Source organism: Nostoc sp. 'Peltigera membranacea cyanobiont' 210A (assembly GCF_002246015.1).
Lineage (GTDB): Bacteria > Cyanobacteriota > Cyanobacteriia > Cyanobacteriales > Nostocaceae > Nostoc.
Genome location: NZ_NOLJ01000003.1, coordinates 634775 through 651751, shown reverse-complemented (window position 1 = coordinate 651751; position 16977 = coordinate 634775). Strand labels below are relative to the sequence as shown.

The 16977-nt window shown below is 39.0% G+C and carries 14 protein-coding genes; 4 read left to right on the top strand and 10 right to left on the bottom strand.

Annotated features, from left to right (window positions below):
• Nucleotides 1-234: 234 nt before the first annotated feature.
• The 5 genes from arsS to CDG76_RS12065 form a co-directional block, all read right to left on the bottom strand.
• A complete protein-coding gene (gene arsS, locus CDG76_RS12085) occupies nucleotides 235-1242 on the bottom strand; it encodes an arsenosugar biosynthesis radical SAM (seleno)protein ArsS (RefSeq protein ID WP_094349241.1) in 1008 nt (335 codons plus the stop codon).
• 43 nt (nucleotides 1243-1285) lie between these two features.
• Nucleotides 1286-2251, bottom strand: coding sequence for an inorganic phosphate transporter (locus CDG76_RS12080; RefSeq protein ID WP_094349240.1), 966 nt, complete (start codon nucleotides 2249-2251; stop codon nucleotides 1286-1288).
• Between the two features lie 210 nt (nucleotides 2252-2461).
• Nucleotides 2462-3430, bottom strand: a complete 969-nt coding sequence (arsM, locus tag CDG76_RS12075) for an arsenosugar biosynthesis arsenite methyltransferase ArsM (RefSeq protein ID WP_094349239.1) — start codon at nucleotides 3428-3430, stop codon at nucleotides 2462-2464.
• A gap of 227 nt (nucleotides 3431-3657) precedes the next feature.
• Nucleotides 3658-4332, bottom strand: a complete 675-nt coding sequence (locus CDG76_RS12070) for a response regulator transcription factor (RefSeq protein ID WP_094349238.1) — start codon at nucleotides 4330-4332, stop codon at nucleotides 3658-3660.
• A 169-nt stretch (nucleotides 4333-4501) separates the two neighbouring features.
• A complete protein-coding gene (locus tag CDG76_RS12065) occupies nucleotides 4502-4789 on the bottom strand; it encodes a Mo-dependent nitrogenase C-terminal domain-containing protein (RefSeq protein WP_094349237.1) in 288 nt (95 codons plus the stop codon).
• 511 nt (nucleotides 4790-5300) lie between these two features.
• Between CDG76_RS12065 and CDG76_RS12060 the strand changes: the two genes are divergently transcribed.
• Entirely contained in the window at nucleotides 5301-5918 is a 618-nt protein-coding gene (locus tag CDG76_RS12060) for a class I SAM-dependent methyltransferase (protein ID WP_094349236.1), read from the top strand.
• A 74-nt stretch (nucleotides 5919-5992) separates the two neighbouring features.
• Here CDG76_RS12060 and CDG76_RS12055 read toward each other — a convergent pair whose 3' ends face one another.
• Nucleotides 5993-6490 carry a GNAT family N-acetyltransferase gene (locus CDG76_RS12055; protein WP_094349235.1) on the bottom strand — a complete coding sequence of 166 codons (498 nt, stop codon included), beginning with the start codon at nucleotides 6488-6490 and terminating at the stop codon, nucleotides 5993-5995.
• Between the two features lie 331 nt (nucleotides 6491-6821).
• On the opposite strand from CDG76_RS12055, the gene CDG76_RS12050 reads away from it, so the two are divergent.
• Both CDG76_RS12050 and CDG76_RS12045 read left to right on the top strand, forming a co-directional pair.
• The gene (locus tag CDG76_RS12050; RefSeq protein WP_094349234.1) at nucleotides 6822-7016 is read left to right on the top strand and encodes a hypothetical protein; all 195 of its coding nucleotides are present in this window, start codon (nucleotides 6822-6824) and stop codon (nucleotides 7014-7016) included.
• Nucleotides 7017-7558: 542 nt separating this feature from the next.
• Entirely contained in the window at nucleotides 7559-8737 is a 1179-nt protein-coding gene (locus CDG76_RS12045) for a hybrid sensor histidine kinase/response regulator (protein WP_094349233.1), read from the top strand.
• Nucleotides 8738-8853: 116 nt separating this feature from the next.
• Here the strand turns inward: CDG76_RS12045 and CDG76_RS12040 are convergent, their stop codons facing one another.
• From CDG76_RS12040 to CDG76_RS12025, 4 genes are all read right to left on the bottom strand, one after another.
• Nucleotides 8854-9573 (bottom strand): DUF4079 domain-containing protein, encoded by a 720-nt coding sequence (locus tag CDG76_RS12040; RefSeq protein ID WP_094349232.1) that lies wholly within the window; start codon nucleotides 9571-9573, stop codon nucleotides 8854-8856.
• 336 nt (nucleotides 9574-9909) lie between these two features.
• Nucleotides 9910-11529, bottom strand: a complete 1620-nt coding sequence (locus CDG76_RS12035; RefSeq protein ID WP_094349231.1) for a glycosyltransferase family 39 protein — start codon at nucleotides 11527-11529, stop codon at nucleotides 9910-9912.
• A 619-nt stretch (nucleotides 11530-12148) separates the two neighbouring features.
• Nucleotides 12149-13810: a glycosyltransferase family 39 protein gene (locus CDG76_RS12030; protein WP_094349230.1), complete on the bottom strand. Its 1662-nt coding sequence runs from the start codon at nucleotides 13808-13810 to the stop codon at nucleotides 12149-12151.
• Nucleotides 13811-14111: 301 nt separating this feature from the next.
• Entirely contained in the window at nucleotides 14112-14939 is an 828-nt protein-coding gene (locus CDG76_RS12025; RefSeq protein WP_094349229.1) for a GNAT family N-acetyltransferase, read from the bottom strand.
• A gap of 823 nt (nucleotides 14940-15762) precedes the next feature.
• On the opposite strand from CDG76_RS12025, the gene CDG76_RS12020 reads away from it, so the two are divergent.
• Complete coding sequence (locus CDG76_RS12020) at nucleotides 15763-16833, top strand: LOG family protein (protein WP_094349228.1); 1071 nt, start codon at nucleotides 15763-15765, stop codon at nucleotides 16831-16833.
• Nucleotides 16834-16977: the final 144 nt, after the last annotated feature.

Below are 16977 nucleotides of genomic sequence, written 5' to 3'. Positions count from 1 at the left end.
CATAGCAAGAGACGAAATAAGCACCAACTTGTCTCTGGCTGTGATGACGGAAACCAAAGCCTTCATATACTACTCTCAGGCGCGGAGGCGAATCATCGCAATCTAGACGATAACGTTTACTAAGTGTTTATGCGTGTTCAACAGCCCAAGCCAGCAGTGTCGAACTGCAAAGCGATGTACAAATGCTGACTCTTGCTGAGAGATGTCGGGCCAGAAAAGTAAATGCTCTAGTTCTTAGAGCAAAGCGCCACCACAACTAGAACCACACCCAGCGGTACAACCATAGCAATAAGTAGCAGTTTGTACCTCACTAATCAGGTCTAAATTGCCAGCTTTTAACAATTTACCAACTGTCAAAGTTTCACCATTGCGACTTTTTGCAGGCAAATTCATCATTTGGTTAAAGTCACAATCATATACATTGCCCAGATAGTCAATTGAAAGTTCATCGCGACACATTAAATGTTCAACTGTGCTGGGATTAAAATGCGACTCTAAAAACTGCAAATAGCTAGCGTATAGTTTTCTCCGTTCTAAATGCATTTTGGTTCTACCAACTGGTAGATTGGTAAAGGTGAAGAGGTTATTAAACACAATATTAAAATGTTCTTGTAAGAACATTTTGTAATCTCGTTCTAGATTACTCTGTTCGGGAGCTAAAGAAAATTTTTCATTGGTAGGCAACTGAGGATTAAAAACCAAGTCCAAAATTAAGTTTTGGTCTTTACCATAGCCGAGTTGGTTAAGCCACTGCAAAGCTTTGACTGAACTATCAAAAACACCAGTACCGCGCATTTTATCAACATTATCTGCTAGGTAACAGGGTAGAGAAGCTACAACTCTTACTTGGTGTTTAGCAAAGTATTCTGGTAAATCACCAAATCCATCTTCAAAATAAATAGTCAAATTAGACCGGACAATTACTTGTTTACCAGTTGCTTTTGCTGCTTCTACCAGTGGTTTAAATCCATAATTCATTTCGGGTGCGCCACCAGTCAAATCCACAATTTTAATTTCGGGAAATTTATGGATTAGTGAAATCAATTGTTCGCAAATTTCGGGAGAAAGTTCTTCTGTACGTTTTGGCCCGGCTTCGACATGACAGTGTGTACAAGCAAGATTACAAAGCTTACCTAGATTAACTTGTAAAACAGTGATTCCTTTTTTTGTCAAAGGTGAACTGAGTTTGTTTTTAAAGGCTGTTACTGCTGTATCTAGTAGAATTTTTGGTTGAGTTTGCATTAGTTACTACTCCTGAAAAATTACACAAATATATTTATTTTTTCTAACCTTGCAATAATCTGTAGGTTATTGCACTAATAATTGCAGCAGTTGGTAAAGTTAAAATCCACGATAGTAGAATCTGATAAAAAACACGAGAATTAGATTTAGATTTTTTGCTAATTAATCCTACACCAAAAATAGAACCAACTGAAGCGTAAGTGGTAGAAACTGGAAGCCCAAACTTACTAGCTGCAATGACCAGAATACCAGTTACTATATTTGCTGATAAGCCTTGAGTATGATTCATTGAGGTAATCTTTTCACTCATGGTTATTGCAACTTTTTGGGAGTTGAGTAAACCGCCAAGTGCCATTGCGATCGCTATCGTGATCATTCCTCCCTGAATCGAGAAATACTCAATAATTAGGATGAGTGAAACAATCTTAGGAGTATCATTTAATCCTCTAGTAAAACTGACAATTCCAGCGCTGAAAAAATGGCAACCATCAATCATTTTTTGGTTGACTGGTAGATGCCATTTTGAATTAATATAGCCAGATAAGCTGTAAATTCCTGCTCCCAAGGGAATAGCAATGATTGGACTAAGTAATAAAGGCAAAATAAAGGAAGTTCCTAAAGCTGCAAAATTAACTTGTAGTCCGATCGCAACTAATCCAGCGCCAACCAGCGCACCTGTTAAACTGTGAGTTGTGGAAATGGGAAACCCCATGAGGGTGGCAATGAGTACAGTCAATCCAGTCGCGATCGCGACTGCAAGATGAAACTCTGGGGCATTAGCGATCGCATCAGGTAATAGTCCTTTTCCAGAGAAGTTTTTAATTAATGCTCCTGCTAAAAAAGTCGCAGTTATTGCACCAGCAAAAGTTGTAAAAGTTGCCCACAAAATTGCTGTTTGATAACTGCTAGTTCGGCTACCAAACAGCGTCGCTACACCTTTAAAATTATCATTTGCTCCATTTGAATATGCTAAAAAAAGCGTAGCTAAAAACAGACTAATTAACAACATCTTGGAGTTTATAAAGAAGAAAAAAGTCAGAATTCAGAATCCAGAATGTAATTAGTGAAATATTCAAATTGTGCATTCATTACCCAGCGATGCACTGAGCTTGTCGTACCCCTCCGGGGAAGCAAGCTACGCGGAGCGTCTCGTAGAGAAGTGTCGCACAGGAACCATTCTAAATTCTGACTCCTGACACCTGAATTCCTTCTGAATAAATTAACAGCAGCCACCACCGCTATAGTGCCAGGTTGAATCGGTAACAATTATTTCTGCTGGCTTGCTAGCAGCAAGTTTAGCAGCAGTTTTATCACACACCGCAGCCGGAATACCTAGCTGAAGTAAATGACCTGCCAAATCGTCAAAGAAGGGTTCAGTACCAGCATAAATTGCTGTTTTTCCAGTGAAAATGCAAGCACCATCCTCTGGAATTGCAACTTTAAATGAGACAGAATCCAGACTTTCTAAAAGTAGGTTTTCTTCTAAACTATAAGTCTGGGAATCTAGTAGGCGATAGGGACGACGGGCACGAATTTCAACTTGACCAAAACCAGCATTTATAATTCTTTCAGTATACTCTTGATATGTGAGTGCGCCTGATAAACACATGGCTCTGAGTCGCTCATCTTGTTGAAGATGTGCTGGAATGGGACGAGTAGCAATTGGATCGCTCATCTGCAAGCGTCCACCTGGTTTTAACACCCGATATGCTTCTTTTAAAGCACGAGTTAAATCTTCTGGTTCAAAGATGTTGAAAAGGCAATTTTGTGCCACGATATCGACGCTAGCATCAGCAACAGGTAAATTAAAAGCATCACCTTCGCGGATTTCGACAAAGCTGGTGTTAAACCAGGGGTTTTCTTGAGCAGCAATTTCCAAATTACGTGCAGCTGCTTCTTGCATGGCCCCAACTGGTTCAACGGCAATTACAGCACTTGCATAACGGGAAAAATAAGCGAATTGCAACGCTTCTAAGCCGCCACCAACGCCAACGTACAGCACTGTAGGTTGGTTTCCTAGTTCGGTGGGGTGAACAGTGGTGCCACAACCATAATTCATTTCCTGCATTGGCAAAGGAATTTTCAATCCTGGTAGTTGCAGGGGCGTACTTTGTACACAACAAAGTCCAACTTGCGGGGTTTGGGCAACTTCGCGGTAGAACTGCGCTGCTGTTTCTAGATAGGTCATGCCACTTTGAGTTTTGGATTTTGGATGATGATAGCTTTGTGCATCCTAATATAATTAACTCTAAGTTGGATGAGTTGTTGTAGAGATTGCCAAAAACGCCAAAGTTTGCTATGGTGAAGCCTTTTGCTTTTGGGCAATAGGCACTGAGGGAATAAGGAAGAATTATTGAAAAGTCTTTTGCTTGCCTCCCCCCAATCCNCCCCAATCCCCAATCCCCAATCCCCAATTCAATCATGCAATGTGTAGCCAACACCGATCACAGTTTGAATGAGGCACTTTTCGTTATTGGCTTCAAGTTTCAGGCGCAGGTAGTTAATGTAAGGTTCAATGATGTTGGCATCGCCCATGAAGTCATAACCCCAGACTTCCTCTAAAATGCGATCGCAGCTAATTATCTGTCGCGGATGGGCCAGTAAATATTCTAGTAAATCAAATTCCTTCGCAGTTAACTCAATTAACCGCCGATCTCGGTACACTTCCCGCGTGCAACGATTTAAACTTAGGTCTTCAAATTCTAAAACATCTGCGTACTCTGCTTGGTTGCTTCTTCGTAGGTGAGCGCTGACTCTGGCTAATAATTCATCAACGCTGAAGGGTTTAACGAGGTAATCATCAGCACCAGCGTCTAAACCTGCAATGCGATCGCTCACTTCATCTTTGACGGTTAATAAGATTATCGGCACTTTCTCGGCTATACTCCGCAAGCGGCTGCAAATTTCCAAACCCGATAACCCAGGCAACATCCAGTCTAAAATTACTAAATCCAGATGCAACTCCCTGGCTGCGGTGAGTGCAGTTAATCCATCGTAGGCAATACTGACTTGATAGCCTTCATAATTCAATTCCAATTCGATAAATCGTGCCAGTTTGACCTCATCTTCAATCAGTAAGATGTGCGTCATGATGATCTTAATAATTTCAGCAGGATACGGGAAGCAACAATAGTGCCAGCTACTTAATAGCCAAACATCTAATTAGGTGTACGTTAGCTTAGTATAAACCTGAGTAAGTAACAACCGTAAATCTGCAATTAGCGATCGCTGCTCGATCAAACAACAATCCAACTGGCTATCAGCAATAAGCTGTGATATCTTCACCACATTCATCGGCAAGATAACAGAGCGCTCTAAAACGCAAACCAACCACTTCCTCGTATAGAGGATTTAATTTACACATAGGTGGAATATGAAATAGCTTCCGGCCAAGCAGTGTGATGTCTCGCTCAAAGGGACATTGAGCAGGAATAGCTTTGCATAGGAAATGAGCCAATTTGGAGTTATGAATTTCTATCGTTTCCAGCCACTCGCGGACTGGGTGTAGTAGATCGTTGTGTAAGTGAACTTGCATAAAGCTTGTCATAATTTTTCACCTTGATAATTTCAAACTAGATTAAGTTTTTTGTATTTGAACCTCTATAAATAAATACAGTTCGGTTTTGTAGTTTTATGCACTTATTACTTTTTCTTTGGTTCTCTACAGAGATAGAAGGAGTAATGTTAACTACACATTCAAGTACTACAGTTCCCGATAATTTGTCCTGACTTTTCAGTTCATATTGAAAAACCCATCCAAAACCTAACCCCCTAACCTTTACCTAGTAGGAAAGCTCGATTTTCAAGGTAAAAATGTAGACGGGACAGGCTTTTCAGCAAATTGGCACTATTTGACAAACATTTTGGCTCAATCCCTTAACGATGCAAAATTTTTCAGGTTACTGGCAGTACTTTATGTTTCTATTTAGTCTACGTATTTGTTGATAAATTTAATATCAAGCTAACATAAGTAAAGATTTTTAAGTGCAATTACTGATGTGAGTTATCACATTAACATAATTTATGCAAGCGAAAATATCGTAAAGCTGCGAAAACTAATGACTGATAACTTTTTCAATAACAAAAAGCTACTTTTTGATCTATGGGCATCAAGTTACGATTGGTTCTTTCCTTCAGTGTTTTATCGAGCCGTTCACCAACGGTTGCTGGAGTACGTCGATTTACCAGAGCCAGCAAATGTACTTGATATAGGTTGTGGTACTGGACGCTTACTTGAGCGCCTTGCTACTCAGTTTCCCGATTTGCGAGCTACCGGATTGGATTTATCTGCTAATATGTTGCGGGTAGCAAGACAGAGCAACCGCCACCGTCCACGCTTAATTTATATTGAGGGCAAAGCTGAGTCTCTTCCCTTTGCTGATGGCCAATTTGATGCCGTTTTCAGCACTATCAGCTTCTTGCACTATTTGGAACCAAAACAGGTGGTTAGTGAGATAGCACGGGTACTTTCTCCCGGTGGACGCTTTTATTTGGTTGACATTACTTCTCAAAAAGAGACAGAACCTCAATTATTGCCAGTCTCTCCCCGTGGAATTAGACTCTACAGCCCTAATCAACGTCAACTTCTTGGCTCCTCTGCTGGGCTATTGTGTTTAAATCATCATTATTTACTAGGGCCTGTCTTACTGACAATTTTTGCTAAACCTCTAAGTTGAAATAGGAAATGGGGAGAGTAAAGGGCTGGAAACATCTTGTATCAAGCCTTGTTGTGGATATCCTAAATTACAAATTACGAATTAGTCTGACCTCGATATTCCATAAATACCACAGGAACTTTGAGCAGCCTTTTAGCTAACTGTGAGAATCTAAATTTATCCTTGAGCGTAGATAAGCCTATTGTCTTGGGAAATTGTGGCAAGTCTTCAAAAGATATTGGTACAAAGTCAAAGCGACTGTAAAACTGCACCAGCCGTTTACCTAAGCATTCCAGATAAAGTGGTTGCGTTGCTCTATTAATCAAATGCTGCGTTAGCAAACTACCCAAACCGCGACCTCTCCAAGCTGATGCAACGACCAAGCTACCAAGTTCTTGTGCCCCTGAAAAATTACGCAGCTGTCCACAAGCTATCAGATTTTGATTGTATTCAATTACCCAAAATTGCTGCCAATTTAATTGGGTTGGGTCGAGTTTCGCTGAAAATACCAGCAATCGAATCGACCACTGATCCCCAGAGGTTGCCTTGCGAAGGACACATCCAGATGGTAACGATAGATTGTTCTGGTTCATTAATTAGACTTTGATAGTTTGTATCACAATCATCACACCATATTATTTGCCTAGCCAGACTCAGATCGCTTGCTATTTCCTGGCAACTATCAATAAAGCAATTTTAAAAGCATCTCGGAGATAAAACCCCTTCTAGGTTCTCCATTAACGATAGCAAGGGTTCTAAGGTTAACAACTTCTATATTTATGGATTTTTGTCAGCAGAGATGAGTACTACAAAACAATACTTATGATAGAGGGAGGAATCAACCATAACTATATTCTAGATAGATGCACTCATACTCCTAATTTTTTAAGATGATCCCAAGGATAAATAATTAGGAATGTAATCATGGCTGAACAACAAAAATCTAATAATGAACAACCTGCGTCTACCGCTTCTCCTGACGGCGAAACCCCTATCAACGAAAGTATCCGCAAAACTGGTAATGCGGAAAAGAGTGATGCTAAATCCACTGCTACTCCAGAAGCACCAGAAAACGATGGTGTAGTAGGTAGCCCCAATCAAGGAACTGAGTCACGTTAATTAATTTGAACTTTCCCAAGTTTTAATCAGATGGTGGGGTCTTTTGTTGTAACCCTAATACAGTAAATTTAGAGTGGAGATGTGGTGTTACACTACATCTTCACTTGTTTTTTGTGTCAAAAATTGCATTGTCTCTACGTTGGTGCGTTAGCGTAGCTTACCGCAGCTATGTTTATTTTTGTGTGGGTACTTGCGGTCAGAAATTTTTTCTCGTTGACTGTGATACTGTCCTCAGTCTAGCTCTTAGTAATTTACATATAGCGATCGCTCAGGATAATGGTCTCAATATCTTGAGCGAATTTCTGAGGTTTTCGGCCGTCTTCATACTCGTCGAGAACAGTATGGTGGTCGCATTGAGGCTGAGTCAGAACTGGGACGGGCGTAGGAACACTATTTTATTTTACTCTCAACGCAAATTAAGGTATCTTTAAATATATATTTAATAACCGCCTAGTAACCTTCTAATAAACGCATGATTTCTATCCCTATCTAAAAAATAGGAAATCAGGTGATTATCTAACAAATTGATATAACCCTGTACTATGGAAAAGCTCACAATTCACATTCTATTAGTAGAAGATAGTGCAAGTGATGCTCATTTGCTACACCGGATATTTAGAAATACAGATCAAGAACAATGGCAGATGTTACATGTTGAACGGTTATCTGAGGCAATAGAAGCTAGCAGGGAAAACTCTGCGTCCACCCTTGATAATTCTCAGATAGGGGGTAGAAAGCAACGCAGATTCGACCTAGTTTTGTTAGACCTCAGCCTTGCAGACTCTATTGGACTGGACACATTAAAAGAATTTAGGGCAGCAGTACCTGATATCCCAGTTGTGGTATTAACAGGTATTGATGATGAAGATTTAGCACTACAAGCATTGGCAGAAGGAGCGCAAGACTATCTAGTTAAAGATAAAATAACTATACAACGGTTAGTGCGTGCCATTCGCTATGCCATTGAAAGAAGCGAAATTCTCAACCAACTACGCGAAAGTGAAGAATGCACCCGTCAAGCGCTGGCAAAAGAACAGGAACTCAACGAGTTAAAGTCAAACTTTGTAGCAATGGTTTCTCACGAGTTCCGCACCCCTATGACTACGATTCGGACGGCTGTAGATATCCTTGAATACAACAGCAATAAACTAACTGATGCCCGGAGAACTAAATATTTCGAGCGAATACAAAATGCTATCAACCAGATGCTTAATCTCTTAGATGAGATATTATTCTTGAGTAAAACGGAAGCAGCTAAACTCGAATACAAACCTACACTTTTAAATTTAGAAAATTTCTGTAGCGAACTCACAGATATTCTTCAACTAAATGCAGGTAGTAAGCACAGCATTATTTTTACTTTTCAAGGTGAATCGATCCAAGCCCAAATAGATGAAGACCTACTAAATTGTATCTTAACCAACTTGATTTCCAATGCCATCAAATATTCCCCTGAGAATGACACTATTTGGTTTGATTTGATTTGCAAAAATCGCCTCGCCATTTTCCAGATCAAAGATCGGGGGATGGGAATTCCTCTCAAAGACCAAACTCATCTATTTCAAACCTTCTATCGCGCCAGCAATGTGGGTGTAATTCAAGGAACAGGACTAGGACTCACTATAGTTAAAAAATGTGTGGAGTTGCATGGAGGTCATATTCAATTAGAAAGTGAGCAGGGTGTTGGTACAACAGTAATTGTTACTCTGCCACTACAATGATTAGGTATTGGGCAAAACAGTTACGTTAGCGGATAGCTAAGGTTTAGCCCGTTCCGAGTTCTGAGTAAATAAATGAGATTCTCCACTCAGCACTCCTGAAGGTTATTCTCGCTTGCTTATTTTGGTGCTTGGGGATTTGGCGTTGGGCAAGTTTTATTAGCAAAATCACACTGATAAATATAGGGTTCTTGCCAACTCAGGGGAATTTCTAACAAGTCTCGCGTTCCTGTCATACCTTGTCCAATAAATAGCAACAAAGCAATGCAATTTAAAATCGTATGGACAAGACGCCAGCGATTGGACTTATCTTGATAAATATCTTGAACAATTGCTAATGAAAAAATCATCAGCAGTGCTGCGGTAATGCCAATATAATAATGTGACCAATACCACTCATTGGTGCGGCGATAGACTCCATCTTGACAGCCTAGAATTACTAAACCTGCACCAGTTAAAGTTGCAAAAACTGCCCGCCACACCCGCTGTTTTGCCCGATAAAGAAATACTAATGAGGCGATGGTGGCAGCAAATATTAGCAGTATAAAAATAACTTGAAAAGGTGTTTGATTCCATAATTGATTTTTGATAATATTTTTGCCAATAGGATAGCTTAATCCGATTAAAGTTAATCCCACAACTGCACTTGTGAGCCTTTCACCTAACTGCTTATGTTCTGCACCCACCACTGGAGGAATTTTACTCTTACTCCCCGCTAAACTTTGCAATCTGCGTTGGCGTGTTTGCCAAGCAAAATTAACTACTGTACCGATGAGGGGAAACACAAATATAATTGCGATCGCTGGATGTAAAAGACTAAGAAAATCTGTTATTTGCATAGAACACCTTTCAATGAATCATTGAATTCATCACAAAGGATAATTTAAAGCATCCTACCATTACTTAAATTAATTTCAGATGAGAATTTGTTTAATATTTATTTTTGTTGTTTTTAGCTGATTTTAATCAAGAAACTATTTAAATATCTTATAAAAGATGATTGCTCTAGCAAATATTTCCATATATCAAAAGATATATGGAAGTATTTTTTAATATAAAGTTACGCAAACAATAGTCTAAGAGAATGATTTCCAGGTAGGGGCAATTAAGTTTCTTCTCTACCTAACGCGAATTCATTTATATGAATTGCCTATAACTACAGCGTCTAGTTTTGCTTAAGTCCTAATTTTTTCAAAAAATACGTCGCTACGTGGATTTTCTATTTTCCAGAGCAAGTAATTCTTGTCACCGTATACAACAACTGTTTTATAATTATAAGTTTTTTCTATTTGCTTACGCCAGGTATCTGAAGGATTTAGTAAAAAAATATCAGTGAACTCATCAGGAATATTAGGTATAGAACGGTCTTTTACTAATTGAAACTGCACTTTTGGCTCTAAAAGATAGCTGAGAGAAAAGACATTCCCATAATTAATACCAGAATCATTACTAATCAAAAGTGGATGAGTAGCCTGATTAATAATTTTTGCAACTTGTGGATTACCATAGCTAATAACCTTACTCCACCAAGTTTCAGCCTGAGAACTCACTCCATAAGAAACTAGCCCACAAATAATCACTAGTCCCATGATGGTTTGCCAGATTCTCCGGCGTACAAAATTTTTATTATGTAGCTGCGTAGCTAGTAGGTAACTAACAGCTAGTTGAATTCCTAAATAAGAAATCAATAAATAACGTTCGGCAAGTGAGCGTATACCCCCAAAAAGTAAGTCTGGTAGCATTAAAGGTAATGCAGGAATCATAATCAGTGTGACGATAAACAACCAGATTTTATAGTTAGTTTTTCGACAAATAAAATAAATAGAATATCCAACAAGAACTAAAAAAAATGGCGTAATTACATAGGTAAACGGATTTTCAAAGCCTAAGTCTAAATCAAGAAAGATCCGATTTAACTGTAAAAGCCAAGATTTAATTAAACCATCTAAGGGTAAATGTGTTTTTGTCCAGGCGGTTGAACTTTTTACTTGCAATAAGTTAACTATTAAAACCATTATCCAATATGTAAAAGCTAAAAACCCTGCTAAAGATGCTAATAGATAAGCTTTTACTGTTTTAGTAAATCTAAATTTTGCAATGGCAATTACATAAATACCATGAGCAACTACGACAAATCCACTGAACAAAAATGTATATAGACTAAGCGCCAAAGTGACTGCATACATTCCCCAATTTAATATGCGTAGTACTCGATCTTTTGATTCCAATCGTAATGCTCGTAGTAATGAAGCGCTGCATACTAATATAGTCACTATCCAGAGAATGTATTCTCGTGCTTCTTGGGCGTATACTAAGTGAATAGGGGAGATTGCCAGGAGTGCGATCGCAACCTCCGATACCCATGCCGATGCTTTAAATAATTCTCGACACAGCCAATAAATACTCGGAAAAATCAACAAGCTGATAAAGGCAGATAAACTTCTAATTACCGTCACCGAATTGCCAAAGATTCCGACCCAAAACCGAGCGAGTATATAATACAGTGGTGGATGCTGTGGATCGTCTACTTCCAAAGATATAATGGTGTCACGTAAGCCTTTCTCCATATTGGGACTTTGGAATTTGGCAAAACTTTCCTTATTAATTATGCGACCATTAAATATTTGCTGCTTGGCTTCATTTGACGTATAACCAGAAATCCGCAATGAAGTGAAAGTCTCATCGTGCCAGTAAACTTTGCGATCGAGGTTAAAAAAACGAAAAAATATACCCACCATTAACAAAACTACAATGAGAAACCGCAACCTATTGGGAGCAAGTTGGAGATGCCGCATAACTAAATTTCACAATAACTTGTACAACAATTATCTACTTTAACGAAACAACTTATTAAAAATGTCTAACCAAATAGACGTAGTATAGAGGCGATCGCTCAAAGCAAATCATCAGGTTGACATACTTCCCAGCCTTGAAGGGTGGGGATTCTGGGGTAATAAGTAATAAGTAATGAGTAAATACCCATTTCTGATCCACTCATTACTCATTACTCATTTAATTTGGTTCACCCAGACTGATCTGTGCAATAGACCTCTTGCATAAATCAAAAATAAGAAAGAACCCCNACCCCGCCAAAGCTACGCTTTGTCTCCCCTCCCGAAGAGCAGGGAGGGGTTGGGGGTGGGGTGTTAGGGACTTTTGCAAGAGGTCTAAGAGGATGTTTGAAAAGTCATAATTGAGGTATAAAATATTTTTTTACCCCTCCCTAACCTTCCCCGTATGTATTGGGGAGGGAACCGGATTTTTCTTGTTTCCCCCCTTTACAAGGGGGGATTAAGGGGGGTGACAACGCAATTAAAATCACAGTTAATCACTTTTCAAACAACCTCTAATAAAGAACTTATCAAGAGTTGTCAGCTATGGAAGAATTGTTTATCTAGTTAATAGCTCGGCAGATCATTGATTATTAGGCGAAATATTACGTCGGCGCAAATTACGAGTTTTAGCCAATTTCCAGATTGAATAATAGTTATCACGATAAACAATATCTGTCTTGAATTTATACTTTTTTTCTATTGTTTGGCCCCAAGTCTCTGAAGGATTAAGTAAAAATACATCAGTAAATCCATCAGGAATTTTAGGAATTTTTTGATTGTTCACCAACAGAAATCGCACTTTTGGTTCCAAAAGATAGCTTAAAGAAAATACATTACCATAATTATTGCTAAAAGCACCACTAATCAAAAGTGGACGATTACTCTGATTAATGATTTGGGCAACTTGGGGATTGCCATAATTCATACCCTTATTCCACCAAGTTTCTGCCTGTGAACTCACCTTAGAAGAAATCAAACCACAAATAATCACTAATGTCATGATTATGCGCCAAAAGGTCCGACGCGATCCGCTCCCATTATATAGTTGCGTAGTTAGTAAATAGGCAACAGCTAATTGGATTCCTAAATAAGATGGGATTAAATATGCTTCGGTAGACGATCGTATACTCCCAACAATTAAATCTGGTAGTATTAGGGGTAATGCTGGTACTACAATTAACGTGATGATAAAAGACCAAACTTTATAGTTAGTTGATTGACAAATAAAATAAATTGAATATCCTACCAAAGTTAAAAAAGCTAGTGCAATTAAATAGCCTAGAGAATTTTCTGAGCTAAGGTCTATATCAAAAAAAATCCGGCTTAACTGCATCAATAAAAATGGAAAGATAGGTATTAAATCTGACTGCGCTGTTGTTTTATCTGCTGAAATCAAAAATTGAAAAAATTCACCAATTACAACTGTTATCCAAGGCATGAAAGCTAAAAAACCGACTAGTGATGCTAGCAGATAAGTTCTCACAGTTTCAGTAAACTTAAATTTGGCAGTTATCATCACATAAATTCCATGAGCAACTGCGACAAATGCACTCCAAATAAATGTATAAAGACTCATCGCTAAAGTGACTGCATAAATGCTCCAGATAGCGAATAAATCGGGTTTTTGTCGTTCCTTTGCTAGCTCATCTTCTAGCCGTATGGCTCGCAGCAGAGACGCACTGGATAGTAAAATGGTGACTAACCAAAGAATATATTCTTGTGCTTCTTGGGCGTATACTAGGTGAATTGGAGAGATAGCCATGAGTGCGATGGCTACGCCCGCCGCAGGCATCGCAACACCAGGAACTGATAATGGCACATTAAATAATTCTCGGCATAGCCAATAAACACAAGGGAAAACCAGCAAACTGATGCAGGCTGATAAACTTCTAATCGCCGTCACCGAATTACCAAAAATTTCCATCCACAATCTGGCTATTATGTAATACAACGGTGGATGCTGAGAATCTTGTTTTGCCAAAGACATAATTGTGTCATTTAAGCTTTTGTCTGGATTTGCACCTTGAAACTGAGCAAAACTTTCTTTGCCAATCACACGATTATTAAAAAGTTGCTGTTTAGCTTCATTAATTGTGTAACCAGAAATTCGCAATGAGGCATAAACTTCATCTTGCCAGAAAACTTTACCATCAAGATTAGAAAAGCGAAACAATATACCCATCGTCAATAAGAAGATAGTTAAAAATCGCAACCAACTCGGAGCAAATTTGAGATGGTGCATAAGTGGGTTTCCTAAAAAGTTTTCTCAAATCATCTAGTTAAGTGGGCTGGATGAGGTGCCGCAGCGACGCCCGTCGTAGACATCGCCAACCGGACTTTAATTTGATTAGTAAGATTGGCAATCAACACCTCTCCTTTATTAACTACAAAAAGACATGGGCAAGGTTGTATCAAATCCCGCAAAACTGGATTCGGTTTTGAAACCGAGATATAAATGGAGTGTAAAATATACTAAGTGTAGCCGCATTTAAGGACAAGGATATTTTTTCTCGCGTCCCTTAAATAAGCTGGCAGCAGTAGCATTAATCATGAAAAATCCTCAGTGGTAAGGTTTTTTTGAGAGGATTTGGATAACGCCATTTGGCAAAGTCTGCAATATTAGATATAGTTAAAAAATCAATAGTTTTAAACTGCCGATCAATAGCAGGAAGGCTGCATATTTTAGCTCCAATATTCAAGTATGCCTGCAAAATTTTCGGAATCTCAACATTAGATGAATCTGGACAATTTTGAGTCAGTTCTAGGCAAAATTGTGAATTTGGGTAAACCAAAATACTTGGATGCATCAAGTTATTCTGCCGAAAATAATCATAAGCGCAACTAGCTTGCACAGGACATTGTGTGAGTAATGATGCACAACCAAAGAAATATTGGTTTTTACTCCAGATGAGATAGTTTGCCAACCCTTCCCAGAGTAATAAAAGTGTCTGACTATTGCGATATTCTTTAGCTATACATGCACGCCCAACTTCTACCGATACCTGAAGCACAGAATTTGGAATTCCATTAAGATTAAATATATCGGTAGCATCAAAGCCTAGTCTTTGAGAAGCCATTATATAGGTCTGCATCCGATAAGTTCCAATGGTTTTACCTGTATGTTTGGAGATTAAAATTAAATGATGGCAAACCGCATCAAACTTATCTATATCCATCTGGGTAAAGTTAGAAGCAGAAAATCCTAAGCCTAGTTCAAGATTAAAAACTTCAAAGCGCAACCGAAAAATTGATTCTAATTCTTCTTCAGTTGAAGCCAGCCGTAGGGTATATTTTTCAGTTTGAAGGACGGGAAAATCTTCAAGAGGGGGAGGAGGATTCAGTGGGTAATTGATGCGTCCAGAAACTTCCATCTATCTTCCTACTTAGATTTGCGAAAATATTCTACTAGGATTTAGGCACTATACAAATAGCTCACATTATGCATTAATGTGTCGAAGTGTAATTGAGACAGTTTTCGATCAACAATCCTTTAGAGCAATACGCATTGGTTAAGGATTTTTGGTACTGATTTTTGACTTGTAAAGACGCGTTAGCGCAGCGGGATGTTAGCATGGCAGGAGGTTCGCGATCGCGTCTCCAAGAGTTGCCCAGTCCAATTTCGCGCCTCTACCAAGGATTTTAGGTTGAACTGAACGGTATTGTGGTCTAGAGAGCTTTTTTACTTTCTTAGATTAGGGTTAGAGTGCTTTTATTATGGGCATTAATTCCCAAAAAATCTGGCAATAAGATACAAAATTTTCTTTTGATATACGCTATAGATGTAAGTCATAACATTTTACACAAACCCTGATATACAGCAGATTACAAAATTAAAAATACAGAATTCCGAATGGGCTACGCCCCGCTGCGCTAACAGGAGTAAAAGACGCTTTATATTTGGGCAACAGACTTAGCTTGTGTACCTCACCAACTTGAAATCTGCTGTATATTGTGACGACGATTAACCTAAGTGAGGGAGTTATGTCAATTGATCGACCGAGAGAACTTGCTATGGTTTTCAAAAGTTGAAGTATCACAACAAGCCTTATCAAAAAAAATTTTATAATTTTTAGCTTCAAAACCAGTTCTGCCAGTTCTGAATTAATTTGCTAAATGCACATCAAAGGGCTATTCCCGCTTGCTAGAGTGTGAGTAGTTCACGTAAAATATAATGCCATTGTTGCAGCAGTTCTCATGACCTCATCTGCGTCGTTTGACACATTAGAGTCTTTACAGGCGGATATCGCTGAATTGATCGTTCGTTTACCGACATTAAAAAATCGGCAATTTATTCAGCAAGCACTTACTACTATTGTTCGTCTAGCTGATAACGAAATTGAGCGTCTCGATTGGAAAATATTATCCGCTGCATTAGCAGATATGGAGCGCGGTTTCCAGCTTTTTTATGATTACCGACACGTTCGCAAAGTCACCATCTTTGGTTCTGCCCGTCTAGCGCCAGATAGACCAGAATACCAAATGGCTCTTGAGTTTGCTCGTGCTATTTCTCAATTAGGATTTATGGTGATGACTGGTGGTGGTGGTGGAATTATGCAAGCGGGTCATGAAGGTGCTGGGCGAGAAAATTCCTTTGGATTAAACATTCAGTTACCCTTTGAACAGCAAGCAAACCCTTTTATAGAGGGCGATCCCAAGCTAATTAACTTCAAATATTTCTTCACCCGCAAGCTGTTTCTCCTCAAAGAAAGTGATGCTGTAGCCTTATTTCCGGGAGGCTTTGGTACTCAAGATGAAGCTTTTGAATGTATGACATTAAGCCAAACTGGTAAATTTGGGCCAGTACCTTTAGTTTTAATCGATCGCCCTGGTGGTGATTACTGGCGCTCTTGGAGCGAATATATTGATAAGCAATTAGTGCAAAATGGTCTTGTCAATCCTGAAGACCCCAGCCTTTACACGGTGACAGATAACCTGGATGTGGCTTGTGATGCTATCACCCGTTTTTACCAGGTTTATCATTCCAGCCGCTATGTAAGCGAGAAGTTAGTCATCCGCCTGAAGACAGATATATCAGACGCTCTGTTAGAACAACTAAATGCTGATTTTAGCGACATTATTATTCAAGGAAGAATTGAAAAAAGTCAGGCATTACCTCAAGAAGCACAAGATGAAACTGTTGGACTACCTCGCCTCATTTTGTACTTCAATCAACGCGACTTGGGACGCTTGTATCAGATGATTGCCACAATTAACCGGATGGGTACTCCTTCACCAGAGGATGCAGCGCATCCAGAAAGAAAGTAGGTAAGCTAAAACACACCTAATTTGCATATTAAAATTTTCTCAATATCTTGTGGAGTGGACATCTTATCCGCCCTGATTATGCAACTTGAGTGTTGATTAGTTTATTAAGGGAAAAAAGGGGGGGAATTTTGAATACTTTCCCTT